Source organism: Glycomyces harbinensis, assembly GCF_900101745.1.
Lineage (GTDB): Bacteria > Actinomycetota > Actinomycetes > Mycobacteriales > Micromonosporaceae > Glycomyces > Glycomyces harbinensis.
Genome location: NZ_FNAD01000001.1, coordinates 475,438 through 501,126, shown reverse-complemented (window position 1 = coordinate 501,126; position 25,689 = coordinate 475,438). Strand labels below are relative to the sequence as shown.

The window sequence follows — 25,689 nt, the reverse complement described above, 5'->3', positions numbered from 1 at the left end:
CTCCTTCGGTCGTTCAAGGCGGTGGCCGGTCATCCGAGCCGCTGCGCCAGCAGATGAAACCCACGATGCACCACGTTCGCCACCCGCGCCTGGGACGGGGTGGCCCCGCCGTTGGCGAACGCCCGCCAGCGCGCGGCCGCCTCGATGGCGGCGCGGCGCAGCTGCGGGCGCGCCTCACCGGGCAGGCCCAGGACGACGCCGGCGTCGTCGGTGAGCGCCAGGCGGGCGACTTCGGCTTCCATGGCCTCGGGCAGGGCGACCTGCCCGGTGGTGACCTGCGCGGCCGCTTCCAGCAGCGGCAGGCGGTGGTATTCGGGGCGGGCGACGATCGACTCGACCGCGCCCCGCAGCAGGTCGCGGTCGGCGGCCGGGCCCGAGGCCGCGGCGGCGTCCAGGCGCCCCAGGGCCCACCCGGCCTTGATGACGTCGGCACGGACCCCGAAGATCTGGTGCAGCGTCGTGCGCAGGCGCGGGAACCCCGAGGCCGCGAACAGCAGCCGCACGAGCTCCCCGGTCGCCAGGTGCGGGTTCGCGCCCAGGTGGGCGATCGCGAAGTGGATGCCGTACAGGTCGAGGCGCTCGAGCAGGCGCTGGCGCTGGTGCTGGTCGACGGGCCCCTCGGTGTTGAGGAACAGCCCCGCGGAGGCGAGCATGAGGGCCCGCTTGTCCTCGTCGAGGCCGGCGAGGGTGCGCAGGGCCTCGCAGTCGGCGGCCGTCAGCAGTCCCGCCTCGGCCGTCTCGGCCAGCAGGCCCACGACGGGGACGACGTCGCACACCGCGCGGCGCAGGACCGCGGCCTGGTCGCCGGCGATCGGCCCGGCGATCGGCCAGGGGTCCTGCCCGGGCCCGGGAGCGAGCTTGTCGGCCTTGTTGTACAGGCCCAACGCGTTCATGGGGGAGGACGACAGCTGCTGGGAGGCCTTGGAGAACGCCTCGAGCGCTTCGACGTCGTCGGCCCTGACCTGCTGGGTGAAGACGTAGATGATCGCCTCGGCCGATTCGACGGCGGCCCGGGAGTCGTCGTCGACGTCGTCGGCGATCGGGGCGGCGAAGAGCATCTCGCGGGCGGCCTCGGAGATGTCGGTGTTGACCGACTGGAGGCCGGGCGTGTCGACCACCGTCAGATCGCGCAGGCGGTCCGAGGACAACTGCACGTCGATCATCGCGGCCTCATCGGCCGGGATCGGCAACGAAGTGGGGATCATCCCCGAAGCGTCGAGGGGCACGGCGTGCTTGGTGCCGTTGCGGGCGATCACGTCGACCCGGTCGGCGGGCCCGTACCGGAACTGGGTGACCACCCGGGTGCACTCCCCGGCGGCGGTCGGCGCGACCCGCCGCCCGATCAACGCGTTGACGAGCGTGGACTTTCCCGCTTTGAGGCGCCCGGCGACCGCGACGCGCAGCGGCTGCCCGAGCCGGGAGGCCACGTCCTCGACCACGGGGCGAGAGGCGGCGCTGACCTTGCCGGCCAGTTCCTCGCACATGCCCGCCACACTCGTGGTGAGTTGCCCTGCCACCATGCCCCCGCGTCCACCCTCTCCATCGTCTCGGCGCTCCAGCCGCCGACGCCGGTCTGCGGCATCGAAGCATCCGCAATATCATGAGAGGCGTCGGCGAACCGTCGACAAGACGACGATACAAACTGCAGCCCTATAACCGCCTCCCCCATTCGTGCCACAGCGTAAGGAGCCCCCTTGGCCGCCCCGCCGCCCACCACCGGACTGGCCCCGTCCCGTCCCGCCGCCACGCCCCCGCCCGGGGGCCCCGGCGACCGCGACGATGCGTTGCGCGCCATGGCGGGCGCACTGGCCGGCCCGGGCCTGGTGGTCGTGACCGGCCCGCCCGGTTCGGGGCGCACGCGCCTGCTGGAGCGCCTCGCACGCGCCTCCAAGCGCCCCGTGCACGCCGGCGGGGGACTCGCGACGCTCTCGGGCGCCCCCGCGCTCGCCCTGGAGCGGGCCACGCGGGCGCGCATGCCCGCCGACGACCTCCCCCTGCTGGCCGAAGCGGTCTACTCGCGCACCCGCGGGGGCCTGCTGGTCATCGACGACCTCCAATGGTGCGACGCGGCCACCCTCGCCGTCCTGCCCGTCCTGGCCCAGCGCCTGCCCGTCGCCGCCGCCCTGCGCACGCCCAACCGGCTCGGCGAGGACGCCCTCGCCCGCCTCCTGGAAGGCGCCACCGTCATCTCCGTGCCGCCCCTGACCGACCTCGAAGCCGTGCAACTGGTGGCCGAAGCCGCACCCGCGCTCGCGCCGACCCGCGTCGCGGCCCTCGCCGCCCGCGCCGGCGGGAACCCGCTCGCGCTCACCGCGCTCGCCAAACGGGCCGCGCACCAAGAACCCGACGACGTCGACCTCGCCGACCCCGGCGACCCCGCCTCCGCGGCGGCCGCCGCGATCGCCGACCTGCCCCGGGCCGGGCGCACCGCCCTGGCCGCCCTGGGCCTGCTCGGACGCCCCGCCCACCCCACCCTCCTCGGCGAAGGCGCACCGATCCTCCTCGACGCCGGCCTGGCCGTCGCCGAAGGCGCGCACCTGCGCCCGGCGAGCCCGTGGATGGCCGAGATCGCCGCGGGCATCCTCGAACCCGACGCGCGCCGGTCCATGCACGAGCACCTCGCCGAAGCGACCGTCGGCGTCGAATCGGCCCGCCACGCCCACGCCGCCGGCCTCCCCGGCCCCGCCCTGACCGCCGCGCTGGCCGCCGCCGAGAACACCAGCCCCCAGATCCGGGCCGAAGCGCTGCTCCTGGCGGCCGAACTCGACCCCGCCCACGCCGTCGCGGCCGCCCGCGCCGCCCTCGAAGCCGGACGCACCCGCGCGGCCCTGCACGTCCTCGACCGCGCCCCCACAGGCGGCGACGCCGCCCTCGCCCGCGCCTGGGCGCTGCTGGCCATCGGCGAGACCCCCCGCGCCCGCACCGCCCTCGACGACGCCCCACCGGGCCCCGAAACCGACCAGCTGCGCCTGCTGTGCGCCCGGGGCGACGAACGGGACGCCCTCGCCGCCGCGATCCTCACCGACCGGCCCCACATCGACCACCCCGGGCTCGCCGCCGCCCTCGCCGGCGACGACCCCGACGCGCTCGCGATCGCCGAAGCACTCGCCCGCGACGCCGGCGACGCGACGACCGCATCATGGTGCGCGTGGTCGCGCGTCATCGCCCTCGCCGACGCCGCCCGCCTGGTCGAAGCCGAAGCCGTCGCCCACGAAGCCGCCGACCGCGCCGGCGCCGCGGGCGCCTACTCGTGGCAGACCCGCTTCCTGGCCGCCGCCGCCTGGTGCCTGGTCCTGTCCGGCACCGGCCTCGACAACGTCATCGCCGCCGCCCAATCCCTCGCCGACCACGCCCTCCCGGCGGTCGCCGACACGCTCATCGACGCCGCGATCGCCCTCGCCGAAGCCGACACCGGCGCCCTGGGCGCCGCCCGCGCCCGACTCGCGCGCCTCCACGACGCCCCCGCGGCCCTCGACGGCCTCGTCTCCTGGCTCGAACACGAGACCGCCTGGCTCGACGGCCAACCCGGACCCGAAGCCCCCCAAGCCCGCCCGGGCCTGGTCGGCGGCCTCGCCCACATCACCGGCCGGTGGATCGCCTACGACACCGGCACCGACCCCGTCGCCGCCGACCACACCCCCTGGCCCGCCCCCGTCGCCACGACCCTCAACGCCTGGGACAAGGCCGCACCCGGCCCCTTCGCGCAGGCCGCGACCGCCTGGGACGGCCTGGCCGCCCGCGAACAGGTCCGCTGCCTCCTCGCCCTGGCCGTCCACTCCGGCGACCCCCGCGCCGCCGTCGCCGCCCTCGAAGCGGCCGAACGCATCGCCGACGAACACGGCCTCATCGTCCTGGCCGGACGGGCCCGCCGCGGCCTGCGCAAACACGACATCCGCCGCGACCGGCGCTCCGCCCGCGGCGGCGGGGGCCTGACCGACCGCGAAACCGAAGTCCTGCGCCACGTCGCCGCCGGACACCCCTCCCGGCGCATCGCCGAGATCCTCGGCATCACCGCCGAGACCGTGGAGACCCACATCCGCTCGGGCATGCGCAAACTCGGCGCCAAGACCCGCACCGAAGCGGCCGTGCTCCTGGACGCGGCGATCGACGAAGGCAGTGAGGCGTGATGGGCGAGCAGGTGCCGCTGCACGTGGTCGGAGCCGGAGCCGACGCGGACGCCATCGTGCGCCGCTGCGCGGCCGCCGGATGGGCGGCCCACCGCGGCTTCGCACTCCTGGAACCGGCCTGGGACCTCGCCGAGCGGCGCCTGGTGTGCCACGGCGCCGTCGGCGACGACCACACCGCCTCCCAAGCGGTCCTGGCCGCCGCACGCGGCGCCGGCATCGTCGCGGTCGCCTCCGGCGCGCTCGCGCTCGCGCTGGCCGCCGACCTGCGCCGCGTCGGACCCCTCGGCGTCACCCCCGGCAAAGCCGAGGCCGCCGACGGCCTCGACCTCGACGCCGAGCAGCGCGCGCTCTTGGGGCGCCTCGCGGCGGGCTCGACCATCGCGGCCGCCGCCGAAGCCGAGTTCGTGTCGCTGCGCACCGCCAACCGCCGCATCGCCGCGGCCCGACAGTCCCTGGGCGTCAAGACCACCCGCGAAGCGGTCATGATCTACATCAAACACGCCCGCGACTAGCGCCCCTGAACACGGGAGCGACACCGCGCCGGCCTGCCGGACCCCACAGGCGCGCCCGCAACCGGGGGACTCGGCGAACCGACACCCCCGACCCCCGGGGGTGCGCCCGACCGTCGGACCCACCCGGCGCCCTCGCCGCCCCCTGCCCCACACCCCCCGGAGGAACCGACCCCGAACACGCCAACGGGCCCGGCCGCCCACCGGCGACCGGGCCCGCCGGCCCTGCTACGGCAACACCGCTACTTCAACTCCGCCAACCGCGCCTCGGCCTCGTCGAGCTGGCGACGCAACCGCGCCGCCTCCTCAGCCGCCTCAGAGCGGATCTTCTCCACCACCTCCGAGACGACCTCGGCAACCTCGTCCGAACCCGACGACTGGCACATCGCCAGCGCGTTCGTATGGGCGACCTTGGCGCCCTTGACGACCGTGCGGGCACCGCGCGCGGCCGCGATCGACCACTCGCCGTCCTCATACGTCAACGTCACGGTCAACTCCGGCGACTTCGCCGCGGCGCGAGGCCGGGCCGCCTTCTTCTTGACCGGGACCGGCTCGGCCTGCTGTGGCACTTCAGGTGCGCTCACGGGTTTCCTCTCACTCGCGGTGACGGGCTTGGGCTTGGGTTCAAGCTCGGACTCGGGCTCATCGGGCAGCAGCCCCGGCCCCGAAGGGGCGAGGGGCGCAGCCGGCGCACCGGCCCGCTGCCGGGGAGCGCGGCGCGCGCCCTCGCCCGGGGCGGGCAGGCGCAGCTCGCCGGCGGCGAACGCCAGCTCGTCGGATCCGAAAGCGACGGTCACGAAATCGTCGACACCCGAGGGGTCGAGCGCGACGACCTTACCGGACCTGCCGGCGACCTGCCCTGCGGCGTCAGTGAACACCACCTTCGGCTTCTTCCCTTGCGCCAGCACCGCTTCCAGATGGGCGATGTCGGCACTCGACAGTGACATCGGGGGCTCCTTCACATGATCGCTGAGGCTTGGCCGCGCCCTGCGCGGGCGACGGGGCGCGCGCCGGCACCGGCCAGTGCGTGCATCCTCCAATACCTACACCGCGGGTACGACACTGCCCCGACCCGAAGTCGCGCGCCTCGCGAGCCACACGCGCACGCACCGTACCCGACACCCCCGCCCCCAGCACTACGGCGATGAATATCGGCTGCGGTTCAAACCCCCGCCATGTCGGGTTACCCCCACCGCCCACCTGGGCCTTTACGCTCCGACCATGAGAGTCGCACTCGTCACCGAATCGTTCCCGCCGCAAATGAACGGCGTCGCCCGCTCCGTCGCGCGGGCCGCGGAGCACCTCGCCGCCCGCGGCATCGAACCGGTCGTCATCGCCCCCGCCCCCGGACCCGGACCACGCCCCGTCTTCGACTGGCCCGTCGTCCACGTGCCCTCCATCCGCGTCCCCGCCTACCGTGACTTCCGCGCCGGACTCGCCACCCGCGCCCTCGACGACGCCCTCGACGCCCACCGCCCCGACATCGTCCACCTCGCCAGCCCCTTCGGCTACACCGCCCGCGCCGCCGCCTGGGCCGAACGCCGCCACATCCCCACCGTCGCCGTCTGGCAGACCGACCTCCCCGCCTACACCCGCGCCTACCACCTCACCGCATTCGAACAACTCGTATGGCACCGCCTGCGCTCCATCCACTCCCGCGCCCGCGTCAACCTCGCCCTGTCCGCCTGCACCGCCCGCGCCCTCGCCGAACAAGGCATCGGCAACGTCGCCGTCCTACCCCACGGCGTCGACACCGAACGATTCCACCCCCGATACAAGGACCGCACCCTCCACGACGCCCTCGCCCCCGACGGCGAACTCGTCGTCGGCTACATCGGACGCCTCGCCCGCGAAAAACAACTCCACTGGCTCGCCGACCTCGCCGCCGAACCGGGCGTGCGCCTGGTCATCGTCGGCGACGGACCCCGCCGCCGCGCCCTCGAACGCCTCCTGCCCCAAGCCTCATTCCTCGGCGCCCTCCACGGCGACGACCTCTCACGCCTCTACGCCTCCCTGGACCTGTTCGTCCACACCGGCCCGTTCGAAACGTTCGGCCAGACCATCCAGGAAGCCCACGCCTCCGGCGTCCCCGTCGTCGCCGTCGACGCCGGCGGCGCCGCCGAACTGGTCGACCCCGGCGTCGACGGCACCCACTTCCCGCCCGGCGACGGCCCCGCGCTGGCCGGGATCGTGCGCACGCTCGCCGCCCGCCCCGAACTGCTGCGCCAGTGGGGCGGACGCGGCCGCCTCAAAGTCGAGACCCGCACCTGGGAGGCCGAAGGCGACGCGCTCATCGCGCACTACGAGCGGGCACTCGCGCTCGGGCCGGCGCGCCCGCGCCTCGCCGTCCCCACGGCTTGACATACGACAGGACCGTCGCCCCCAGGTACACGACCGAGGACACGACCGGCCCGTACATGATGTCGCCGTCCAACACCTGCAGGCGCAGCGGATCGGCACCCGCGGCGACCTCGGCCAGGCCCGGGCGCAGCACCAGCACCGTGAGCGCGAACGTGATCACCGTGGCGACCAACTTGACCAGCACCCACGTGTAGGCGATCGACCAGCGCGTCCCCAACATCAGCCACACGCCGGTGACCAGCGCCGTCGCCCCGATCGGCACGGCGATGGTCCCGGCCAGCCGCGACGAGGCCGCGACCGCCGCATACTGCGACGCCGCATCCGACGTGGTGGCCGCCCAAGCGGCCAGGACCAGCAGGCACAGGCTCAACCCGAGCCAGGCGACCGACGATGCGACATGGACGACGACCAGGGCCCGGTACGCGGGGCGGCGGAGCTTTCTCATACCCGCAACACTCGCCGCCGCCCCCGCACCGCCACATCCGCGAACGAACGTATTCGCCGCTACGCCCCAGCGCTGACCCTAGATCGGCTCCGCCGCCACAGCCGCAGTGTCCTTCCCCGCCCACCGCAACCCCACGAGCGGGAACACCAGCACCGACACCATCGCCGCCCCCACCATCGCCGCGGCCACCGACGCCGACACCAGGCCCCGATCGGCGGCCGTCGCCGAAGCGATCACCACGATCGGCAACTGCGTCGCCGCGAACGCCCCCAACGCCCGCCTCGACCCACCCGCCAGCACCCGCCCGGCGAACACGAACGTCACCACCCCACGCACCAGAACGAACGCCCCCAAGAACACCGGGATCAACGCCAACGCCACCGGCGAGGACACCAGAGCGTCCAGATCGAACGTCACCCCCGTGTAGACGAAGAACACCGGGACGACCGCACCGAACCCGATCCCGTCCAGCTTCGACCGCACCAACTCCTCCTCGCGCTCGCTCAACGCCGCCAACAGCACATGCATCACCACACCCGCCGCGAACGCCCCCAACGCGATGTCCACCCCGATCTCCGCGGCCAACAGCACCGACGCCAACAACACCAGCACCGACAACCGCACCGCCAACTGCGCACTCGTCCCCATCGTCGCCGACAGCAACCGCGACACCCGCGCCGAACGGCGCAGCGACCCGAACGCCGCCGCCGCGACGGCGAGGCCCACCAAAGCGATCACCAGCGTCGTCCGCCCCGAATGATGACCCTCCGAATAGAACAACGCCAGCAAAGCGATCGGCGCGAACTCGCCCACCGCCCCCACCGCCATCAGATGCGGACCCACCGGCCCCGCCAACAACCCCGAATCCCGCGCGATCGGCAAAATCGTCCCCAACGCCGTCGAACACAACCCGATCGCCACGATCAACACCGCCGACCCCGCACCCGCCAGCGCCAACACCCCCGCCGCCACAGCGAACGAGACCAACCACCCCGCACCCGCCACGGCGATCGGCCGACCCCGCACCGCACGGAAATCGATCTCATACCCCGCCAAGAAGAACAGCATCGCCATACCCAGCTGCGACACCGTCTCCAACAGCACACCCGTACCCACCAGACCCAGCACCTGCGGCCCGATCACGATCCCCAGCACGACCTCGACCACCACACTCGGCAGCCGCACCCACCGCTCCAAGCGATCCACCAGCAGCGGCGCCGCCACCGCCGCCAGCGCCAACACCACCAACTGCACCGACATGTCGTCGCTGATCACCATGTCCACGGCCGGAGCCTAACGGCCCAAACCACCCAGCCACGCCACTTCGGACGCAACCGCCCGCCCCAAGGACACGACCAGACACCGCGAACACCCCCTAACCCCACCACCAACCGGGGGACCAGCGACACTACCAACCAGTAACCCCCGCACGTACGCTCGAACCATGGCACTGGCACCCACCATCACCGACACCCGACCCCGCCTCCGCGGCTGGCTCCACCTCGGCGCCTTCCCCACCGCCATCCTCGCCGGACTCCTCCTCGTCGCCACCGCACCCACCCCCACCGCCCGCCTCACCACCGCCGTCTACATCGCCGCCTCCGCCGCACTCTTCGGCATCTCCGCCCTCTACCACCGCACCCACCTGAACCCCAAAGCCACCACCCGACTCAAACGCCTCGACCACGCCAACATCTACCTCATCATCGCCGGCACCTACACACCCATCGCCGCCCTCGCCCTCGACGGCACCGCCCGCACCGCACTCCTGACCGTCGTGTGGACCGGCGCCGCCGCCGGCATCGCCTTCCGCACCCTCTGGGTGAGCGCCCCGCGCTGGCTGTACACGCCGCTGTACATCATCTTGGGCTGGGCCGCGGTCTTCGTGATGCCCCAGCTCATCGCCGGGGCCGGGGTCTGGGCGACGGCGCTGATCATCACCGGCGGGGTGCTCTACACGATCGGCGGCGTCGTCTACGCCCTCAAGCGCCCGAATCCCTCGGTGCAGTGGTTCGGCTTCCACGAGGTCTTCCACGCGTTCACGCTCGCGGCCTACGCCGTGCAGTTCGCCGCGGTCGCACTCGTCGTCCACGCCGCCTGACCGATACCATGGGCCCCAGGACCCGACACCCATGGAGGACCCCATGAGCGACCGGCAACTGCGCGGGGTCGACCGCCAGATCCACGAGGCCGAGGCCCGCGGCGAGTTCAAGAACCTCCCCGGCGCTGGCAAGCCCCTGCCGGGCATCGGGCGGCCCCTGGCCGAGGACTGGTGGCTCCACCAGCAGGCGACCCGTGAGAACCTGGGCCTGGACGCCCTGCCTCCGGCGCTGCGCCTGGCCCGCGAAGTCGAGGAGCTGCCCGGCGTGCTCGACCGCCACCGGACCGAGGAAGCCGTGCGCGAGACTGTCGCGGCCCTCAACGTCCGCATCAGGAAAGCCCTCATCGGCCCCATCGACGGCCCGCCGCTGCGCTTCGGCCTGCGCAACGTCGACGACGAGGTCGCCGCCTGGCGCGAACGCCGCGCCTGAGACCGGGGGAGGGGCCCCGGGCACGACGAAAGGCCCCGAACCCCGCCAAGGGCCCAGGGCCTTCCGCACACCGTCAATCGACCGGGCGACCCAGCGTCAGATACGCGAACCCGAGCACCCCGCGGTGGCCGCGCAGCCACCAGTCCCGGTGCCGGTCGGCCGCCTCGCGAACCTCCGCGGCCTTCGGATGACCGGGGTTGGCCAGCAGCCAGACCTCCTTGTCCGCCAGGTACTGCGACTCGAAATCGTCCCACTCGGACTGCTCGATCGCCTCCACCCGCAGCGGCCGGAACCCCACCGCGACCGCGACGTCCACCAGATCCGGCAGCAGCCGCCACTCGTCGACCGTCGTCTCCGGCCACATGGCCGCCAGATCCGCCTCGGTCGGCACCCGGTTCCAGATCCCGTCCCCGAACAGCAGCCGCCCGCCGGGCTCGACGAGCTTGAACAGCTCCCGCAGCGCGTCCTCACTGGTACCGAACGCATGCGGCGCACCGATGGACAGCACCAGATCCGCCGGCTCGGTCCAGTCCTCGCCCCGGTACTCCACGAACTCGACCCGGTCGGCGATCCCGCGCGCGGCCGCCCCCGCCCGGCCCCGCTCCAGCAGCTCCACATCCGAATCGATCCCGTGCGCCCGCGCCCCCGGCACCCGGGCCGCGACGCGCTGCAGCAGCTCACCCCACCCGCACCCGATGTCGACGATGGACCGCGGCGACGAAGCCGCACACTCCTCCACCTGGCGTTCGAACCGCCACGAGGCGATGGGGGAGTTGCAATCGAGATGGCCGAATCGAACCGGCCCGTCATGAGAAGTCATCGCGCGCCACGCTAACAACACCCAACCGCTCCCGCAACCCGATTGCACCGCTACCGTGAACGACATGATCACCGTCCACGCCTACCTGCACGCCCTCCCCGAGCACCGCGAGGCCTACCTCGACGGCCTCCGCGCCCTCCAGGCCGCCACCCTCGAACACGACACCGGCTGCCTCGCCTACCGCTTCTGGGAAGCCCTCGACGAACCCAACACCTTCATCTGCGTCGAAGCCTGGGCCGACATCGCCGCCCTCAACGCCCACCTCGACGCACCCCACCACACCGAGATCGCCGCCCACCTCGACCCCTACCGCGCCGCCCCCGCCGACGTCCAAGTATTCGAATCGACACCCATCAGCCTCTGATGTCACACCCCGATGACACACTCCAACCCATGACCGACCCGAAAACCCACCTGCACCGATACCTCACGACCGCCCGCGACGCCGTCCTGTGGAAACTCGAAGGCCTGGGGGAGTACGACCTCCGCCGACCCCTCACCCCCACCGGCACCAACCTCCTCGGCCTGGTCAAACACCTCTCCTGCGTCAGCGCCGACTACTTCGGGTCCGTATTCGACCGCCCCTTCCCCGAAACCCACCCCTGGTTCGACCCCGACGCCGAAGCCAACGCCGACATGTGGGCCACCCCCGAAGAATCCACCGCCGACCTCCTCGCCCTCTACGCCCGCGTCTGGGACCACGCCGACGCCACCATCAGTGCACTCGACCTCGACGCCACCGGCCACGTCCCCTGGTGGCCCGAAGAACGCGCCACCGTCACCCTCCACCAGATCCTCATCCACATGATCGCCGAACTCAACCGCCACGCCGGACACGCCGACATCGTCCGCGAAACCATCGACGGCGCCGCCGGCCTGCGCGACGGCGCCGACAACCTCCCCGAAGGCGACCAGGCCTGGTGGACCGCCTACCACGACAAGGTCGAACAGGCCGCCCGCCAAGCCGCCGGCATCTGAAGGCGCCCGGGCCCCGACGGACGACCGCCGGGGCCCGAACCCAAGAACCAGACAAAACACGCAACCCCCGGCACGGGGGAGCAGGACCTAACCCTCCCGGCGCTCCAACGCCGCCAACCGCGCCTCGGCCGCCAACGCCCGCTCACGCCACGACGCCGCCTCACCCCGCAACTCGACACCGGCGGCCTCCGCCGCCTCCAACCGCGACGCCGACACCCGCAGATCACCGACCACACCGGCCAGATCCGCCTGCACCGCACGCAACGCCGACTCCCGCTCCACCGCCAGGCCACCCGCCTGCTCCGCATCACGGCGCGCCACCGCCACCTCCGCCACCAGCGACTCCACCCGCGACCGCTCCGCATCACGCTCAGCCCCGACCGCCCGCACCCGCGCCTCGGCCCGCTCCAACGCCGCCTCACCGGCCCGCAACGCCTCAGCCGCCTCCGCCGCGACCTCCTCAGCACGCGACCGCTCCAACACCGCCTCGCCCCGAGCCGCCGCCGCCACCTGCTCGGACTCTGCCCGCGCGGCCACCGCCGCCTCGCGCTCGGCCACCGCCACCCGCGCCGACTCACGAGCCGCACCCGCCGCCTCCTCAGCCTCCGCGCGCAAACGCCCGGCCTCACCCGCCGCCGCCAACGCCTGCGCCGCCTCCTCACGGGCACCCTCAGCGGCACGAACCGCCTCCAGTCGCGCCGACACCGCCTCCTTCGCCCGCACCCCGGCCGCCTCCAACGCCGCCGCCGCCCGCTCAGCCTCCGCATGAGCGGCCGCCAACTCCTCACGCAGCGACGACGCCCGAGCGGCCACCTCATCGCGCTCCGCCCGCGCCGCCGCCACCGCACCCGCCGCATCCGACCGCACCTCCGCGAGCCGCGCCTCGACCTGGGCCGGATCCGTCTCGGCCCGCAACGCCTCAGCGAGCGGCGCCAGCGCCGAGGCCATCGACTGCTCGATCTGCTCGTACAGCTCCTCGGCCCGCGCCAGCGCACCCTCCAATCCCGGCGTGGCCCGGCGCAGCTCGCGCTGGCGTTTGGCCTGGGCGGCGCAGTCGCCCTCGGCGCAGTACAGGCGCGGGCGCCCGCGCCCGGGCTGCTGCGGGATCGGCGTCCCGCACCGCTTGCACAGCGTCGCGGTCTTGGCGGCGGTCGTCACGGTCGTACCTGTTTTCGTCATGCCCACATCATAACATTATTTAATTCCGGTTTTAATATTTAAATAATAGAAAAACAAGCGTGTCGCCTCCCGATATATAACTCACGAGAAGTGCCGTTCCCGCAAGTTATGACATCTGGGGGGCCGAACCCGAGTGGCCGGACGCCCCGGCCGCCGTGGGCCCGTCGCGGTCGATCCGGGCGCTCTGGGGGCCGGTGGTTGGTCGGGCGACCCGACCATTGACCACATGGGTGCGATGTCGGCGCCTCGGCCGCCGGGTCCGCGAAAATCCGTTCGGGCAGTGCGGGGGTCGTTGCCGATTCGCGTGTGCGCCTCGGCCGCGCTTGCGAGGATGGCGGTGTATCGCTTCGACGACGAAGGGAGTCTGCGATGGGTTCGATCCTCAATCCGTACGTGGCGTTCAACGGGGACGCACGTGAGGCCATGGAGTTCTACCAGGGCGTGCTCGGCGGCGAGTTGAAGGTGAACACGTTCGGCGAGTCCGGGATGCCCGGTGAGGACGCGGACAAGGTCATGCACGCCCAGCTCACCTCGAGCGCCGGGTTCACGCTGATGGCCTCGGACACGCCTCCGGGCATGGACTACAAGCCCGGTGAGAACATCTCGATCAGCCTCTCGGGCGAGGATGCGGACGAGCTGCGCGGCTATTTCCAGGGCCTGAGCGAGGGCGGCTCGGTGAACATCCCCCTGGAGAAGCAGATGTGGGGCGACGAGTTCGGCGCCCTGGTGGACCGGTTCGGCATCGGCTGGATGGTCAACATCACCGGCGCGTAGGCGCTCGGCGACGCAAGTAATGGTGGGTGGGGCCTAGGCCCCACCCACCATCACTTGCGGGAATCTCAGTTGATGCCGCGGGGGATGCGCCAGAACGCGACGCCCAGGAGCACCGCCGACAGCGCGAGCGCGCCGCCGAGCTCGATCCACTGGAACGTCCAGTACCGGTCGGCGGGGTGATAGGTCACGTCGAAGGTGGCGTCCATGGCGCGCAGGCACTCGTCGGGGGTGGTGGCGCCTTGGGCGTCGCAGGTGTCGAGGTCGGACTCGTCGAACGCGGTCCCGTCGCCCTTGTAGACGGTGATGAGGTCGTCGAGGACCCAGGCGCCTTGGATCTGGTATTCCTGGATGCCCGCGCCTTCGGAGCCGATGCCGAACGCGTCGATCTGCCCGACGGTGTTGGCGTCGGCCCAGGTGATGGTCTCGGTGACCGGCTCGGTGAAGTGGGGCCTGAGGACGTTCGCCATGAGCAGCTGGAAGACCACGAACGCGACCAGGGTGAGGGCCATGGCCGCGAGCGTCTTGCGGACGAGCACGCCGATCACGAGCCCGAGGGTGAAGGCCAGGATCGCGTACCCGAACGGGGCGAGGTCTCTCGCGGCGAACGTCAGCGGTTCGAAGCGGCTGTCCACGAGCTTGTCGTAGGGGCCGGCGGCCCAGGTCAGCAGCAGGCTGAGGGTGCCGGTGAACAGGACGCTCACTCCCCCGACGATCACGAGTTTCACGGCGAGCCATCTGGTGCGGGTGACCGACTGGTTCCACACGAGGCGGTGGGTGCCGGTCTCGAGTTCGCGGGTGATGAGGGGGGCGCCCCAGAAGGCGCCGATGAGGGCGGGTCCGGCGAGCAGGAGCAGGCCGAGCATGAGCAGGCCGGAGCCGAACTCGTCGCCGAAGAGGTGGGCGGCTTCGTCGCAGGCGGTGGTGCACTCGGTGACGTTGACGCGGTAGGACTCGCGGACGGCGGCGGCCAGGTAGAGCAGGTAGGCGCCGATTGCGGCCAGGACACCGGCGGTCCAGAGGGTCTGGGCGCGCATCTGACGCCAGGTCAGCCAGATCATGAGCGGGTCTCCTGGAGGGTCGGGACGCCGATGCCTTCGGCGCGGTGGAGGTAGGTCAGGACCATGTCTTCGAGGCCGACGGTTTCGGCGCCGGGGAGGTCGAGGGGTCGTCCGGTGGTGTTGTGGACGATGAGGGTGGTCTGGCGGTCGGTGTGGTCGGCTGCGATGACGTCGACGCCCTCGGGGAGGGCGTCGAGGGTGCCGCGGGGGCCGACGACGCGGTGGTGCGCCCCGGTGAGGTCGTCGATGTCGCCGGCGACCTGGACGCGGGATTCGGCGAGGACGACGAGGTGGTCGCAGACGCGTTCGACGTCGCCGAGGAGGTGCGAGGAGAGGATGACGGAGACGTCCATGTCGGCGACGAACTCCATGAGGTTCTGGAGGAAGGCCCTGCGTGCGAGGGGGTCGAGGGCGGCGACTGGTTCGTCGAAGACGAGCAGTTCGGGGCGTTTGGCGGCGGCGAGGGTGAGGGCCAGTTGGGCTTTCTGGCCGCCGGAGAGGCGCCCGGCCTTCTTCTTGGGGTCGAGCCCGACTTGTTCGACGCGCTGGCGGGCGAGTTGCTTGTCCCAGTGCGGGTTGAGCTTCTCCCCCAGTGTGAGGTGGTCGGCGACGCTGAGGCCGGCGTAGACGGGGGTGTCCTGGGCGACGAAGCCGACGCGGGCGAGCTGGGCGGCGTCGGCGGCGGGGCGGCGGCCGAGGACTTCGATGGTGCCGCTGGTGGGCCGGACGAGTCCGGCGGCGAGGGCGAGGAGGGTGGACTTGCCGGCGCCGTTGGGGCCGACGAGGCCGACGATGCGCCCGGCGGGGATGTCGAGGGTGGCTTCGGTGAGGGCGGACTGGGTGCCGTAGCGCTTGGTGAGCAGGTGCGTGGTCAGGACTGGGGTGGTCATGGGTTCACCGTGGTTCCTTCCGGATGGTGGTGTCGAAGAGTGCTCGGATGGCCGCGTCGTCGAGTCCGGCGCTTCGGGCTTTGGTGATCCATTGCTGGAGGTCGGTTTTGAGGTCGGCGTGGGCGTCGAGGTGGTCGTCGGCGAGGGTGGCGGTGATGAAGGTGCCGCGTCCGGGTTTGGGCGCGACGAGTCCTTGGCGTTCGAGTTCGCGGTAGGCCTTGAGGACGGTGTTGGGGTTGATGGCGATCTTGGCGACCACTTGTTTGACCGTGGGCAGCTGGTCCCCCACGTCGAGCATGCCCAGTCGCAGGGCTTGCTGGACTTGGTGGACGAGCTGCATGTAGGGGGCCACGCCGGAGCGCGGTTCGAGGTGGAAGTCGATCACAACTTTCTCTATTTCACTAGGATGTTAGCACTATAGTGCTATGGGTGTGGCACTGTCGATCTCGGGGCCCCACTCCCCCGGCGCGGGGGCTGTTATCGCTGGTTGCGGGGGTGTTGGCGGGCGGTGCGCTCGTTGCCGAACTTGTAGGCGCCCGTCCACCGGGCGCACACGTGCTGGGGGTCCCCGGCGGCGATCTCGTCGAGGAACTTGGCGGCGCGGGCCCCGCGCAGCGTGGCGGCGGCGCGGCCGCGGTGGACGATGCGAACGGTGCCGTCGCTCCGCTCGGTCCAGGTGAAGCCGGCCGGAGCGCTCACGCGCCGACCGGGGCGGCGCGGCGCGGGCGGGTGGCGATGGCGGCCGCGGCGCCGCCGAGGAACCCGAACAGGTGGGCCTGCCAGGAGATGTGCGGCTGGGAGGGGAAGACGCCCCAGATCATCGACCCGTAGACGGCGATGACGAGCAGGGCGATGAGGAAGTCGCCGACCCTGCGGGTGACGACCCCGCGCGCCAGGAGGTAGCCGAAGAGGCCGAAGACGATCCCCGAGGCGCCCACGGTCACCGAGTTCGCCGGGGAGAACAGCCACACGCCCAGCCCCGAGGCCACGAGGGTCACCGCCAGCGCGGTCCACATGCCGCGCCAGTCCCTGAGTGCGGCGATGGTGCCCATGACGGCGAGCGGGACCATGTTGGACACGAGGTGTCCGGTGCTGCCGTGGAGGAAGGGTGCGGCGAGGGCGCCGGGGAGGAGGCCTTCGAGGGTGCGGGGGGTGATGCCCCAGGCGGTGAGGTGGGCCGGGAGGATCCAGTCGGCGATGAGCAGGGCCCACATGAGGGCGATGAGGGCGCCCCAGAGGGTGAGGGCGCGCCGGAGCGGGTGGAGGGGGGTGGGTGGCGCGGTGGTCATGGGGCTCCTTGTGCGAGCGGGGGCGCTGGGGCGCGTTCCGGTTCGGTGTCTTGAAGGGTATCCGGCCGGGGCTTGCCTTGGTGGAGGTGCAGGTAGGTGAGGGCGGCGGCGCCGACGAGGGCGGGGATGAGGAGGTACCAGGCGAGGGCGGTGCTGATGGCGGCGGTGACGGTGGTGGCGGTGAGGGCGGTGGCGCGGGCGCGTCCGTGGAGGAGGCGGACGGCGGCGGCGCAGGCGAGGGTGGTGACGGCGGCGAGGCTGGCGGAGGTGGCTCTCATGAGTTGGTCGAGGTCGAGTTGCCAGGTGACGGCTGCGGTGAGGACGATGGCGGTGAGGGTGGCGAGGAGGGCGAGGCTGCGGTGGGGGGTGCGGCCTGGTTGGTGGCCTTTGGCGAGGGGTGCGGGCATGGCGCCGTCGCGGGCGAGGGCGGCGCCGAGGCGTGAGGCGCCGGCGATGAAGGTGTTCACGGCGCCGAGGCAGAGGACGGCGGCTGCGGCGGCGGTGATGGTGCGTGCGTTGGGGCCGAAGCCGTAGGCGAGGAGGTCGGCGAGGGGTGTGGGGCGGGTGGCGGCGTCTGGTCCGAGGACGGCGGTGGTGGTGGTGGCGAGGCCGAGGTAGATGGCGGCGACGATGGCGAGGGCGAGGGCGGTGACGCGTGGGAGTTGGCGCTTGGGGTTGGTGAATTCGCCGGAGAGGTGGCTGGCGGCTTCCCAGCCGGAGAAGGCGAAGAGGAGGACGGCGGCTGCGGAGAGGATGCCGGTGGTGCCGTGGGGGGCGAAGGGGGTGAGGTTGGCGGTGTGGGCGTGTGGGGCGGCGGTGGTGATGGCGGTGGTGAGGAGGGCGATGAGGAGTGCCATGAGGATGAGTTGGGCGGTGCCGGAGAGGCGGAGGCCGATGTGGTTGGCGGCGAAGGCGGTGGTGATGAGTGCGGCGGCGATGGTGAGGGTGGCGGTGTGGCCGAGTCCTGCGGGTGCGGCGATGTAGGCGGCGCCGACGAGGGCGGCGGCTGCGGCGCCGATGGGGATGACGGAGTAGAACCACCAGCCGCAGGCGGCGGCGGCGCGGTCGCCGAAGGCGGCGCGGGTGAAGGTGGCGACGCCGCCGGCGTCGGGCCAGCGGGTGGCGAGGGCGGCGAAGGTTGCGGCGACGGGGATGGCGAGGGCGAGGAGTCCGGTCCAGGCGATGATGGCGGCGGGTCCTGCGGCGGCGGCGGCGAGGTGTGGGAGGGCGAGGACGCCGGGTCCGAGGACGGCGCCGAGGTAGAGGGCGGTGCCGCGTGCGGTGCCGAGGGTGCCGGGGGTGTTCGTTCGGGTGGTCATGTGGGGTGATGTTAGGCGGTTGTTCGGTCTTCTCGGGGTGAGATTGGACGTGTGGTTGGTTTTCGGTGGATAATCCGTGTGTGGATGAGCTTGAGGTGGGGATTGTGCGGTTGTTGCAGTCGGATGCGCGGTTGTCGCATCGGGAGTTGGCGCGGCGTCTGGAGGTGGCGCCGTCGACGGTGCAGGATCGGGTGCGGTCGTTGACGCGGCGCGGGGTGATTCGGGGGTATCACGCGGCGGTGGATCTGGGGGCGTTGGGTCGGGGTGCGGAGGCGCTGGTGTCGGTGCATCTGCGTCATCATCAGCGCGGTTCGTATGAGGCGTTCCGGTCGGCGGTGGGGTCGTGGCCGGAGGTGTTGCGGTTGTTCGTGGTGTCGGGTGAGGGGGACATCGTGTTGCATGTGGCGGTGCAGAACACGGAGCGGTTGCACGCTTTTCTGGTGGATCGGTTGGCGACGCGGCCGGAGGTGGCGCGGTTTCAGACGTCGATGGTGTTCCAGCGTGAGGAGAACCGGGTGTTGGAGGTGTTGTCGGAGGTGGGGTGATCCGCACCCTATTTTATATGAGTGGCAGATGTTATGGTGCTCGTATTATTTCTGGGTGAGGAGTACCTGATGAAGCTGACGCTGGTGGCCGCGACCGGTGCGACCGGGCGGCTCGTGCTCGAACAGGCATCGGCCGCCGGGCACGAGGTCACCGCCGTGGTTCGCAGCCCCGGCAAGCTCCCTTCCGGGGTCGGTGCGGTGCGGGCGGACCTGTCGAGGCCGGACCCGGGCGTTCTGGCTTCGGCGGTGGCCGGAGCGGACGCGGTGGTCTCGGCGCTGGGGGCGACGTCGAAGGCCGAGGCGGGCGTCGCGGCCACCGGGACGCGGGCGCTCATCGCCGCGATGCGGGCTGCGGGGACGCGGCGCCTGGTGGTGCTGTCGGCCGCGCCGATCGGCACCGTGCCCACCGCGGCGCGGCCCGACAAGCCCCGGCACGACCCCGGTGACGGTTTCCTGCTGCGGCGCCTGACCCCGATCGTCAAGCGGGCCTTGGCCGCGCACTACGCCGACCTCGCGGCGATGGAGGACGCGGTCGTGGATTCGGGACTGGACTGGACGATCGTGCGCCCGCCTCAGTTGACCGACAAGCCCGCCGCGGGCCGGTGGCGCACCCAGGTCGGGCACAATCCCAGGAACGGGTTCACGATCGCCCGGGCGGACCTGGCCGCGGCGATGCTCGCGGCCGTGTCCGATCCGGCGGCGGTGCGCCGGGTCCTCGGCGTCGCCTACTGACCGGCCGTCAGATCGTCGGTCGCGGCCCGTCCGGCCGCACCGGCCCGGTCGAGGAACCGTGCGATCACCGCCAGCTGCGCGGGCTCGAACCCGGCGCAGATCTCCCCTATCGCCGAACGCAGCGGCTCGTACAGGCGCAGGACTTCCCGGCCCCGCGCCTCGTCGGCGACCAGGTGCACCGCCCGGCGGTCGGCGGGGACCTTCTCGCGCCGGATCCACCCGCCCTTCTCGAGCCGGTCGGCCACGCCCGTGACCGTCGCCGGGTGCAGGTCCGCGGCCCGCGCCAGCGCCGAGGGGGTCAGGGGTCCGGTGCGGGAGATGAGGTCGAGGCATTCGAGGTCGACGTCTTGGAGCCCGATGCGGTCGGAGACCTGGTGGTTGAGCAGGCGCAGTTGGACGGTGAGGCGGCGCAGGAGCTCGGTGACGTCGGTGGCGGTGTCGCCGGGGCCTTGGGTCATGCGGTGCTCCTGCGGTTCGGTTCGGGGTCAAGGATAGGCGAGGTCGGTGCGGGCGGGCGGCGGGTGGTAGGTTCCCTCGGTGGACTCAAGGCTTGTGAGTCGTTTTTGGGTGCCGGTGGCGGTCGCGTTGAGCGCGGTGCTGCTGGCCGGCTGCGGCGCCGGTGGCGCCGACGGCAGTGCAGATGAAGGGGATGCGAACGTGGTGCAGATCAGTGACGGTGTCGAGGTCTCGGTGTCTGAGGACACGGGGTCGAAGCCGGTCGTGTCGGTGCCGGACGTCGCGGCGCCCGCGGGCCTGTTCACCGCTGACGTGGTCGAGGGCTCGGGTGTCGAGGCGAAGGCCGGGGACGCGGTCGCGGTGCAGTATGCGGGGTTCAACTGGTCGAACGGCAAGGAGTTCGACGCTTCGTGGAACCGCGGGGCGCAGCCGTTCGAGGTGTCGCCGCTGGGTTCGGCGCCGGTGATCCAGGGCTGGAACGACGGCCTGATCGGGTCGCAGGTCGGCGACCGGCGCCTGATCGTGATCCCGCCGGAGCTCGGTTACGGCTCGCAGGGCGCGGGCGGGGTCATCGGCCCGAACGAGACGCTGGTGTTCGTGGTGGACGTGGTGTCGATCAACGGCAGGTAGATCGGTTTTCGGGAGGGGCCGCCGCGCTGCTGCGCGGTGGCCCCTTTCGGTGTGGTGTCAGCCTCCGGCGATGGAGGGCAGGATCTGGATGTCGCGGCCTTCGACGGGGGTGGCGAGGCCTTGGAGGCGGCGGTTCTCGTCGTCGCCGATGTAGATGTTGACGTAGCGGCGCAGTTTCCCCGATTCGTCGCGCAGGCGCCGGGCCAGGCGCGGGTGGGTGGTCGCGATGGCGTCGAGGACGTCGGCGAGGGTGGCGTCGTCGGGCAGGTCGACGTGGAGGTGGCGCTGGCCGGCGCATTCGGAGGCGAGTGCGGCCGGGAGTTTGACGTCGACCATCAGCGGGTCTCGATCGCTCGCACGCACAGGACGTCGGGGAGGTGGGCGGCGACCAGGTGCCAGGTGGCGTCCGCGTCGCCGGCGGCCCACACGTCGCCGCAGCGGGTGCCGAAGTACCAGCCGGGGTCGGGTGCGCCGTCGGTGCAGGCGCCGTCGCGCATGACGTTGGCGAAGTAGGGCTCGGCGGGCAGGCCGGTGCTCCACTCGTGCCAGGTGTCGCCGTGGTCGGTGGTGCGCCAGGCGGCGATGCGGTGGCCGGGCGGGAAGCGGTCCATGGCGGCCTGGACGGGCCAGACCATGGCGGTGCCCGCCTCGGTGGGGTGGGCGACGACGGCGAAGCCGAACTCGGAGGGCAGGGTCGCCGAGACGTTGGTCCACCCGGAGCCGGGTTCGTCGGTGCGCCAGACGGGGCCGTGGCTCTGGGCGATCCAGGTGCCGTCGGCGGTGCGGGCGACTTTGTGGATGCAGTGGCCCGATTCGGGTTCGGGGTCGGGGCCGTAGTCGACGGTGATGCCCTTGGTGACCCCTTCCCAGGTGTCGCCGTCGTCGCGGGTCTCGTAGATGCCGCCCGAGGACATGGCGATCATGACGTGGGCGGGGTCGTCGTCGTCGGTGACGATGGTGTGGACGGCGGCGCCGCCGCCGCCGGAGGCCCAGGTGGTGTGCTGGGGGTGGTCCCACAGGGACCGGTTGAACGTGAAGGTGCGTCCGCCGTCGTCGGAGCGCCACAGGCTGGTGGGTTCGACGCCGGCCCACACGCGCCCTTCCTGGGGGCCGAAGGCGAGCTGCCAGACGCGTTTGACGGTGTTGGACTGGTCGGCGTCGGGCTGGTCGATGCCGGCGGTCTCGGAGAAGTCCAGGGGCCGGTAGGGCAGGTCCTGGGGGAAGGCCATGGGTGCGGCGTCGGGTTCGTGCCAGGTGGCGCCGAGGTCGTCGGAGCGCCAGACGGAGGGGCCGAAGTGGGGCGAGTCGGCCGCGACGAGGATCCGGCCGGTGGCGGGGTCGGCGGCGGTCGCGTAGATCTCGGAGACGGCGGTGTAGCCGTCGGGGTCGAGTCCGTGGGGGCCCTTGAGGACCCATTGCTCGCGGTCGTCGCTGGTGGCGGTGAACAGGCCCTTGCGGGTGCCGATGAGGACGAGGTAGGCCATGGCGGGCTCCTTTGCCGGTCGTGTTGGCGGTCTCGTTCTCATCGTCGCGCCCGGGTACGACGTTTTCAGGCGGTTCGGTGTTTCAGGCGCGCGCGGCGGCGACGATTTCGGCGCAGGCGTCCTCGGGGGTGCGGTCGGTGGTGTCGATGAGGGTCGTCTCGGCCCGCATCCACTGTCCGAGGGCCTGCTCGTAGGCGTCGCGGTGGTCCAGGCGCCATTGGAGGGCGGTGGGTTCGGCGGTGTCGGTGCGCACGCGCCGCTCGAACGTGTCGCGCTCGGCGTGGAGGGTGAACGCCGTGACGGGGATGTCGTGCTTCGCGAAGCCGTCCATGAGCTCGGTCCAGTACTGGTGCTGGAGGACCGATTGCGGGATGACGAGGGTGCCGCCGACGAAGTCGAGGACCTGGCGGGCGGTCTCGATCGTCAGGCCCCGCCAGGGCGCCCAGTCCTTGAAGTCGGCGTGCGGGACGTCCCCGATGACGCCCCGCAGGAGGTATCCGATGTGCTCGGCGTCGAAGACCCGCGCCGGGAGGGCGGCTTCGAGCAGGCGCGCGGTGGTGGTCTTGCCGGCGCCGAAGGTGCCGTTGAGCCATACGATCATTCGGGGGAATCTAGCAGGAGTGGACCTGTCGCGGTGGCCGCGTGTGTGTTACGTTGCGAACACCCCGGTCGCGATGACGCGCCCCCTGCCCACTTTTGTCCCGTTAGGACGATGCTGTGATGCGCGCTCCCCGTCTCGTGCTGCTCTTGCCCCTCACTCTCCTGGCCGCCGGCTGCCAGGACGTGGCCGACCTGGTCGAGGACCCCACCGGACCCGGCGGGACCGGCACCGGCTCCCAGGTCTCCGAGGAGTTCAGCGACACCGCCCCGTTCACCGTCACCGTCGACCCCGCCGCGCTCACCGCGGCGATCCAGGCCCTGACCGTGGCCGAGGAGACCGACGACGGCTACGACCGGTCCCTGTTCCCCCACTGGAGGGACGAGGACGGCAACGGGTGCGACGCCCGCGACGACGTACTGGTCGCCCAGGACCGGTCGGGGAACCTCACCGAGGCCGACTGCGACGCGGGCATGACCGGCGAATGGGTCTCGATGTACGACGCCGAGACCGTCACCGACTCCTCCGAGATCGACATCGACCACTTCGTGCCCCTCAAGGAGGCCTGGGGTTCGGGCGCGGCCGACTGGACGACCGAGGACCGCCAGGCGTACGCGAACTTCCAGGGCAACGCCTGGCACCTGATCGCGGTCACCGCCTCCTCGAACCGGTCCAAGTCCGACCAGGACCCCGCCGAGTGGATGCCCGTCGACGAGACGGTCTGGTGCGCCTACGTGTGGGCGTGGGTCGAGGTCAAGACCGAATGGGACCTGGCCGTGGACGAGGCCGAGCAGGGCGCGCTGCTGGACTACGCCGCGGCCTGCTAGCCCAGGGCCGGCCAGACGGTCCCGGACGCTTCCGCAAGGGCCCGTTCGGCACCGGCGAACGACTCGCTCCCCCGGCCTTCGCGGCTGCGACGGCGGCGCCGACCCGGACGCCGCCGACCGCGGCCGTGACCGGTCACCGGGCGCCCGGCCGTGCCGCGCCGGCGCCGCACGCGTTGGCGTAGGTTGCCGGTCATGACAGCTGAGGATTGGGAAGCGCGCGTCGCCGCATTGTGGGAGCGCCTGGACGCGATGGGCCGCGAGGACTTCGTCGAGGCGATGAAGGCCCTGGCGGCCGAACGCGGCGAGGACGACCCGGACGCGCTGTTCGAGGTCGGCGGCGCGCACGATTCGACCGGGTATACCGAGGCGGCCGTGGGCTACTACGAGCGGGCCGTCGGGGCCGGACTGTCGGGGGTGCGGCGCCGGCGGGTGTCGATCCAGATGGCGTCGTCGCTGCGCGAGACCGGGCACCCCGACCGGGCCCTGGCGATGATCGAGGAAGAAAAGTCGCGCGGCTCGGACGAGTACGACGACGCCCTGGCGATGTGCGAGGCGCTGACCCTCGCGAAACTCGGCCGCGACCGCGAGGGCCTGTCGGTCGCCCTGACCGCCCTGGCCCCGCACCTGCCCCGGTACCAGCGCTCGACGGTCAACTACGCGCGGGGCCTGGTCGGGAAGGACCCGATCCGGTAACAGCGGCCCGCGCGCCGCTCAGACGATCGGGTCGGCCAGGACCTGTTCGAGATTGCGGCGCTGGACGCCCTCGCGGTCGGAGCCCGACACGCCGGCCATGGTGATGAGCGCCTTCCACAGCGCCCAGCCGCGGGCCCGGCGCCACTCGTCGTCGGTCAGGGCCACCGCCTCGCGAAAACGCCGCCGGGACTCCCCGCTGAAGTACGTCCAGGCGATCTGGAGATCACTGGCGGGGTCGCCCACACCGCACGTGCCGAAGTCGATGAGCGCCGACAGGCGGCCGCCGGTGACCAGCAGGTTCCCCGGCGAGACGTCCCCGTGGAACCACGACGGGCGCGCCCCCCACACCGTGGCGCACGCCTCGGCCCACACCTGCCGGCAGGCGTCGGCGTCGACATCGTCGAGGACGTCGAGGGCGGCCTGCACCTCGTCGCCGTAGACGCTGGGGTGGCAGCCGCGAAAGAACGAATGCCGTCCCGCCGCCGGACCCCCGCCGGCGGGCGCCTCGAACAGGTCGGTGAGGACACTGCCGAGGTCGGCGGCGAGCCGGACGCGGTCGAGGCCGGCCGCCGCTTCGACCGTGTCGCCCTCCAGCCAGCGCCGGACCGACCACGGATGCGGATACTGCGGCGAGGGGCGCCCCAGGGCCACCGGCTCGGGGATCGCGATGGGCAGGTGCTCGGCGAGGACCGGCAGGCAGCGGTCTTCCTCCTCGACGGCCGCCGCATAGCCCGCCGCGGAGGGCAGCCGCACGGACAGGTCGGTGCCGAGCCGGAAGGTGCGGTTGTCCCACCCCTGGCGCGGCACCGGTGCCACGGGCAGGTGGGCCCAGTGCGGGAACTGGTCGGCGACCAGGCGCCGGGCGAGGTCGGCGGTGATCTCAGGCATGGGACTCCCTGCAGGTCAGCTGATGGAGCAGCGCGGCACGGGCCCGGGGCGGTGCCGCGGGTATGCGTTCGACGGTGAAGCCGTGCTCGGTGTAGGCCTGCACGTGGACGTCTTCGAAGCGCTGGGCCTGGGCGAGGTCGACGCGGCGCACGGCGGTGGGGACCACGAAGCCGAGCAGGTCGAGCATGAGCACGCGCGGGCGGTAGACGCGTTCGGTGCGGATGCGGTCGAGTTCGGCGGCCAGGGCGGGTCCGACGGGCTGGTTCGTGAAGCGGGCCAAGGCGAGCGTGCACACCGGGGACCGGTCGAAGTACTGGACCGGCCCCGGTAGGGCGTCGGCGGCGATCTGGCGGTCCCTTTGGAGGGCGGCGATCGCCTCGCAGAACGCGGCCTGCTCCCAGGGGGCGTCCTGCCCGTCGGCCTGGGCCGCTTCGATGAGGTCGGTGGCGGCCTCGGCGACGACGGTGTGCCCGGCTGCGGCCAGCAGGCGCGCGGTGGTGGTCTTGCCGGCGCCGGGGGCGCCGGTGAGGATGTAGCGGTCCACGGATCCCCTCTT

The 25,689-nt window shown here is 72.3% G+C and carries 31 protein-coding genes; 13 read left to right on the top strand and 18 right to left on the bottom strand.

All coding sequences use genetic code 11. The annotated features are described in order from the left end of the window. Positions 1-29: 29 nt before the first annotated feature. Positions 30-1,520 (bottom strand): dynamin family protein, encoded by a 1,491-nt coding sequence (locus BLQ63_RS02155; RefSeq protein WP_091027591.1) that lies wholly within the window; start codon positions 1,518-1,520, stop codon positions 30-32. A gap of 174 nt (positions 1,521-1,694) precedes the next feature. Here BLQ63_RS02155 and BLQ63_RS29530 point away from each other — a divergent pair, with 174 nt between their 5' ends. Next, the gene (locus tag BLQ63_RS29530) at positions 1,695-4,127 is read left to right on the top strand and encodes a helix-turn-helix domain-containing protein (protein WP_218125006.1); all 2,433 of its coding nucleotides are present in this window, start codon (positions 1,695-1,697) and stop codon (positions 4,125-4,127) included. Next, positions 4,127-4,639, top strand: coding sequence for a hypothetical protein (locus BLQ63_RS02145; protein ID WP_091027588.1), 513 nt, complete (start codon positions 4,127-4,129; stop codon positions 4,637-4,639). The genes BLQ63_RS29530 and BLQ63_RS02145 overlap by 1 nt, the downstream gene beginning before the upstream one ends. A gap of 239 nt (positions 4,640-4,878) precedes the next feature. Here BLQ63_RS02145 and BLQ63_RS02140 read toward each other — a convergent pair whose 3' ends face one another. Then, positions 4,879-5,583: a hypothetical protein gene (locus BLQ63_RS02140; protein ID WP_091027586.1), complete on the bottom strand. Its 705-nt coding sequence runs from the start codon at positions 5,581-5,583 to the stop codon at positions 4,879-4,881. A 274-nt stretch (positions 5,584-5,857) separates the two neighbouring features. On the opposite strand from BLQ63_RS02140, the gene BLQ63_RS02135 reads away from it, so the two are divergent. After that, the gene (locus BLQ63_RS02135) at positions 5,858-6,997 is read left to right on the top strand and encodes a glycosyltransferase family 4 protein (protein WP_091027584.1); all 1,140 of its coding nucleotides are present in this window, start codon (positions 5,858-5,860) and stop codon (positions 6,995-6,997) included. Here BLQ63_RS02135 and BLQ63_RS02130 read toward each other — a convergent pair. Then, complete coding sequence (locus BLQ63_RS02130; RefSeq protein WP_091027582.1) at positions 6,927-7,442, bottom strand: hypothetical protein; 516 nt, start codon at positions 7,440-7,442, stop codon at positions 6,927-6,929. The two genes, BLQ63_RS02135 and BLQ63_RS02130, sit on opposite strands and share 71 nt — an antisense overlap. A gap of 78 nt (positions 7,443-7,520) precedes the next feature. Continuing rightward, positions 7,521-8,720: a cation:proton antiporter gene (locus BLQ63_RS02125; RefSeq protein ID WP_281187479.1), complete on the bottom strand. Its 1,200-nt coding sequence runs from the start codon at positions 8,718-8,720 to the stop codon at positions 7,521-7,523. Between the two features lie 166 nt (positions 8,721-8,886). On the opposite strand from BLQ63_RS02125, the gene trhA reads away from it, so the two are divergent. Then, positions 8,887-9,543 (top strand): PAQR family membrane homeostasis protein TrhA, encoded by a 657-nt coding sequence (trhA, locus tag BLQ63_RS02120; RefSeq protein ID WP_091027579.1) that lies wholly within the window; start codon positions 8,887-8,889, stop codon positions 9,541-9,543. A 43-nt stretch (positions 9,544-9,586) separates the two neighbouring features. After that, positions 9,587-9,973 carry a DnaJ family domain-containing protein gene (locus BLQ63_RS02115; protein ID WP_091027577.1) on the top strand — a complete coding sequence of 129 codons (387 nt, stop codon included), beginning with the start codon at positions 9,587-9,589 and terminating at the stop codon, positions 9,971-9,973. A gap of 73 nt (positions 9,974-10,046) precedes the next feature. On the opposite strand, the gene BLQ63_RS02110 is transcribed toward BLQ63_RS02115, so the two are convergent. Further along, positions 10,047-10,859 carry an SAM-dependent methyltransferase gene (locus BLQ63_RS02110; protein WP_245680835.1) on the bottom strand — a complete coding sequence of 271 codons (813 nt, stop codon included), beginning with the start codon at positions 10,857-10,859 and terminating at the stop codon, positions 10,047-10,049. Here BLQ63_RS02110 and BLQ63_RS02105 point away from each other — a divergent pair. Both BLQ63_RS02105 and BLQ63_RS02100 read left to right on the top strand, forming a co-directional pair. After that, on the top strand, positions 10,858-11,157 hold the full coding sequence (locus BLQ63_RS02105; RefSeq protein WP_091027575.1) for a putative quinol monooxygenase: 300 nt from the start codon (positions 10,858-10,860) through the stop codon (positions 11,155-11,157). The two genes, BLQ63_RS02110 and BLQ63_RS02105, sit on opposite strands and share 2 nt — an antisense overlap. A 29-nt stretch (positions 11,158-11,186) precedes the next feature. Next, a complete protein-coding gene (locus tag BLQ63_RS02100; protein ID WP_091027573.1) occupies positions 11,187-11,771 on the top strand; it encodes a DinB family protein in 585 nt (194 codons plus the stop codon). An 87-nt stretch (positions 11,772-11,858) separates the two neighbouring features. On the opposite strand, the gene BLQ63_RS28195 is transcribed toward BLQ63_RS02100, so the two are convergent. Then, positions 11,859-12,950 (bottom strand): coiled-coil domain-containing protein, encoded by a 1,092-nt coding sequence (locus BLQ63_RS28195; protein WP_177154740.1) that lies wholly within the window; start codon positions 12,948-12,950, stop codon positions 11,859-11,861. 369 nt (positions 12,951-13,319) lie between these two features. Here BLQ63_RS28195 and BLQ63_RS02090 point away from each other — a divergent pair, with 369 nt between their 5' ends. After that, positions 13,320-13,724, top strand: coding sequence for a VOC family protein (locus tag BLQ63_RS02090; RefSeq protein WP_091027571.1), 405 nt, complete (start codon positions 13,320-13,322; stop codon positions 13,722-13,724). Positions 13,725-13,789: 65 nt separating this feature from the next. Here the strand turns inward: BLQ63_RS02090 and BLQ63_RS02085 are convergent, their stop codons facing one another. The 6 genes from BLQ63_RS02085 to BLQ63_RS02060 form a co-directional block, all read right to left on the bottom strand. Further along, the gene (locus tag BLQ63_RS02085) at positions 13,790-14,782 is read right to left on the bottom strand and encodes an ABC transporter permease subunit (RefSeq protein ID WP_091027569.1); all 993 of its coding nucleotides are present in this window, start codon (positions 14,780-14,782) and stop codon (positions 13,790-13,792) included. Beyond that, positions 14,779-15,672, bottom strand: coding sequence for an ABC transporter ATP-binding protein (locus tag BLQ63_RS02080; protein ID WP_091027567.1), 894 nt, complete (start codon positions 15,670-15,672; stop codon positions 14,779-14,781). Before BLQ63_RS02080 ends, BLQ63_RS02085 begins: the two co-directional genes overlap by 4 nt. A gap of 4 nt (positions 15,673-15,676) precedes the next feature. After that, positions 15,677-16,057: a GntR family transcriptional regulator gene (locus BLQ63_RS02075; RefSeq protein WP_091027566.1), complete on the bottom strand. Its 381-nt coding sequence runs from the start codon at positions 16,055-16,057 to the stop codon at positions 15,677-15,679. Between the two features lie 92 nt (positions 16,058-16,149). Next, positions 16,150-16,371, bottom strand: coding sequence for a hypothetical protein (locus tag BLQ63_RS02070; protein WP_091027564.1), 222 nt, complete (start codon positions 16,369-16,371; stop codon positions 16,150-16,152). Continuing rightward, the gene (locus BLQ63_RS29525) at positions 16,368-16,961 is read right to left on the bottom strand and encodes a rhomboid family intramembrane serine protease (RefSeq protein ID WP_091027563.1); all 594 of its coding nucleotides are present in this window, start codon (positions 16,959-16,961) and stop codon (positions 16,368-16,370) included. The genes BLQ63_RS02070 and BLQ63_RS29525 overlap by 4 nt, the downstream gene beginning before the upstream one ends. Then, positions 16,958-18,280, bottom strand: coding sequence for an APC family permease (locus BLQ63_RS02060; RefSeq protein ID WP_091027558.1), 1,323 nt, complete (start codon positions 18,278-18,280; stop codon positions 16,958-16,960). The genes BLQ63_RS29525 and BLQ63_RS02060 overlap by 4 nt, the downstream gene beginning before the upstream one ends. 80 nt (positions 18,281-18,360) lie before the next feature. On the opposite strand from BLQ63_RS02060, the gene BLQ63_RS02055 reads away from it, so the two are divergent. After that, entirely contained in the window at positions 18,361-18,825 is a 465-nt protein-coding gene (locus BLQ63_RS02055; RefSeq protein ID WP_091027556.1) for an Lrp/AsnC family transcriptional regulator, read from the top strand. Positions 18,826-18,894: 69 nt separating this feature from the next. Continuing rightward, the gene (locus BLQ63_RS02050) at positions 18,895-19,557 is read left to right on the top strand and encodes an NAD(P)-dependent oxidoreductase (protein ID WP_091027554.1); all 663 of its coding nucleotides are present in this window, start codon (positions 18,895-18,897) and stop codon (positions 19,555-19,557) included. Here BLQ63_RS02050 and BLQ63_RS02045 read toward each other — a convergent pair. After that, positions 19,551-20,015, bottom strand: coding sequence for a MarR family winged helix-turn-helix transcriptional regulator (locus BLQ63_RS02045; RefSeq protein WP_091027553.1), 465 nt, complete (start codon positions 20,013-20,015; stop codon positions 19,551-19,553). The two genes, BLQ63_RS02050 and BLQ63_RS02045, sit on opposite strands and share 7 nt — an antisense overlap. Before the next feature lie 136 nt (positions 20,016-20,151). On the opposite strand from BLQ63_RS02045, the gene BLQ63_RS02040 reads away from it, so the two are divergent. Next, complete coding sequence (locus BLQ63_RS02040) at positions 20,152-20,643, top strand: FKBP-type peptidyl-prolyl cis-trans isomerase (protein WP_245680833.1); 492 nt, start codon at positions 20,152-20,154, stop codon at positions 20,641-20,643. A gap of 57 nt (positions 20,644-20,700) precedes the next feature. On the opposite strand, the gene BLQ63_RS02035 is transcribed toward BLQ63_RS02040, so the two are convergent. The 3 genes from BLQ63_RS02035 to BLQ63_RS02025 form a co-directional block, all read right to left on the bottom strand. After that, positions 20,701-20,979: a ubiquitin-like small modifier protein 1 gene (locus BLQ63_RS02035; protein ID WP_245680821.1), complete on the bottom strand. Its 279-nt coding sequence runs from the start codon at positions 20,977-20,979 to the stop codon at positions 20,701-20,703. Beyond that, the gene (locus BLQ63_RS02030; protein WP_091027551.1) at positions 20,979-22,127 is read right to left on the bottom strand and encodes a WD40/YVTN/BNR-like repeat-containing protein; all 1,149 of its coding nucleotides are present in this window, start codon (positions 22,125-22,127) and stop codon (positions 20,979-20,981) included. Before BLQ63_RS02030 ends, BLQ63_RS02035 begins: the two co-directional genes overlap by 1 nt. Before the next feature lie 82 nt (positions 22,128-22,209). After that, positions 22,210-22,728 carry an AAA family ATPase gene (locus BLQ63_RS02025; protein ID WP_091027549.1) on the bottom strand — a complete coding sequence of 173 codons (519 nt, stop codon included), beginning with the start codon at positions 22,726-22,728 and terminating at the stop codon, positions 22,210-22,212. 119 nt (positions 22,729-22,847) lie between these two features. Here BLQ63_RS02025 and BLQ63_RS02020 point away from each other — a divergent pair, with 119 nt between their 5' ends. Together BLQ63_RS02020 and BLQ63_RS02015 are read left to right on the top strand one after the other, a co-directional pair. Continuing rightward, positions 22,848-23,552 (top strand): HNH endonuclease family protein, encoded by a 705-nt coding sequence (locus BLQ63_RS02020; RefSeq protein WP_091027547.1) that lies wholly within the window; start codon positions 22,848-22,850, stop codon positions 23,550-23,552. 192 nt (positions 23,553-23,744) lie between these two features. Then, positions 23,745-24,245: a tetratricopeptide repeat protein gene (locus tag BLQ63_RS02015; protein WP_091027545.1), complete on the top strand. Its 501-nt coding sequence runs from the start codon at positions 23,745-23,747 to the stop codon at positions 24,243-24,245. 18 nt (positions 24,246-24,263) lie between these two features. Here BLQ63_RS02015 and BLQ63_RS02010 read toward each other — a convergent pair whose 3' ends face one another. Beyond that, positions 24,264-25,133, bottom strand: a complete 870-nt coding sequence (locus BLQ63_RS02010) for an aminoglycoside phosphotransferase family protein (RefSeq protein WP_091027542.1) — start codon at positions 25,131-25,133, stop codon at positions 24,264-24,266. Beyond that, positions 25,126-25,677 carry an AAA family ATPase gene (locus tag BLQ63_RS02005; protein WP_091027541.1) on the bottom strand — a complete coding sequence of 184 codons (552 nt, stop codon included), beginning with the start codon at positions 25,675-25,677 and terminating at the stop codon, positions 25,126-25,128. Before BLQ63_RS02005 ends, BLQ63_RS02010 begins: the two co-directional genes overlap by 8 nt. Between the last annotated feature and the right edge of the window lie 12 nt (positions 25,678-25,689).